Origin of the sequence: Glycocaulis sp. (assembly GCF_052168375.1) — a bacterium.
In the GTDB taxonomy this organism is placed as follows: Bacteria; Pseudomonadota; Alphaproteobacteria; order Caulobacterales; family Maricaulaceae; genus Glycocaulis.
The window spans coordinates 1-1,355 of sequence record NZ_JBQLZR010000091.1; the positions used below are offsets into that span (position 1 = coordinate 1).

The following is a 1,355-nucleotide window of genomic DNA, read 5'->3' on the forward strand; positions in this document are numbered from 1 at the left end:
CACAAGGGCCGCGTATTTCGCGTAGGCCCCATGAGGATAGCGTGGTGCTGGCGGTGTAAAGCCGCCCCTGGCGCGGGCCGCCAGATCGGCATCGGTATCGATGCGCTGGGCCTCGACGTCGATCCGGACAATGTCACCGTCCCGGACAAAGGCTATCGGTCCGCCATGGGCGGCTTCCGGCGCGACATGTCCGACCATGAAGCCATACGTGGCACCGGAAAAGCGCCCGTCCGTGACCAGAGCGACATCATCGCCCAGCCCTGCGCCCTGAATGGCGGCGGTCACGGCCAACATTTCGCGCATGCCCGGCCCGCCTGCAGGGCCTTCATTGCGGATGATGACAACATCGCCCTTGGCGATCTTTCCCGACTGGACCGCCTCAAAGCAGGCATCTTCGCTGTCGAAGACACGTGCCGGACCTTCGAAGATCAGCCGGTCGTGCCCGGCCAGTTTAGCCACGCACCCCTCCGGCGCGAGATCGCCGTATAGAATGCCGAAGCCGCCGCGTGCCTTCAACGGACGATCCGCGCGCAGGATGACATCCTGACCGGGCGCTTCGGGCGCACCGTCAAGCAGGGCAAAGAGCGTGTCGCCGGTAACGGTGGGCGCGTCTCCGATCAGCCCGGCCTCTTTCAGGCGCCGGCCCAGCAGCGGCGTCCCGCCAGCGCGGGCCATGTCGGGCGCCATGTATCGTCCGCCCGGCTTCAGATCGGCAATCACCGGCGTGCTGCGCGAGATGCTGTCAAAGGCATCAATGCCGAAGGCCTCCGGTCCGAGACCCGCTTCACGGGCGATGGCGACCAGATGCAGGACTGCATTGGTAGAGCCTGCCGTGGCGCTCACGGCCGCTGCGGCATTGCGCAAGGAAAGCGATGTAACAAAGCGCCGGGCATTGCGCCCTTCACGGAATGCCTCGACCACCAGTTCGCCGGCGCGCCGGGCAGCTTCCGGCTTTCTCGGATCGGTGGCCGGAATATCGTTCAGGCCCATGGGGGAAAGCCCCAGAAAGCTCAACGCCAGCGCCATGGTGTTGGCGGTGAACTGGCCGCCACAGGCTCCGGCACCGGGGCAGGCCTGGCGTTCGACCTCGCCTAATTCCGCCTCGCTGATACGACCGGCCGCGCAGGCTCCCACCGCCTCGAACACGTCCTGGATGGTAACCGCCTTGTCGCCGATCCGGCCCGGCATGATCGAGCCGCCGTAGAGAATGACGCTTGGCAAATCGAGGCGCGCTGCCGCCATCGCGGCGGCCGGTATGGTCTTGTCACACCCTGCAAGGAACAGCACGGCATCGAGGCAATGTCCGCGTACGGCCAGCTCTGCAGAATCGGCGACGCATTCGCGGCTCATCAGGC

At 66.2% G+C, this 1,355-nt stretch carries 1 protein-coding gene; it reads right to left on the reverse strand.

What is annotated here, in order from left to right:
• A partial coding sequence (locus ACTS2Z_RS03530) for a dihydroxy-acid dehydratase domain-containing protein (RefSeq protein WP_442571848.1) occupies positions 1-1,355 on the reverse strand: 1,355 nt, incomplete at both ends.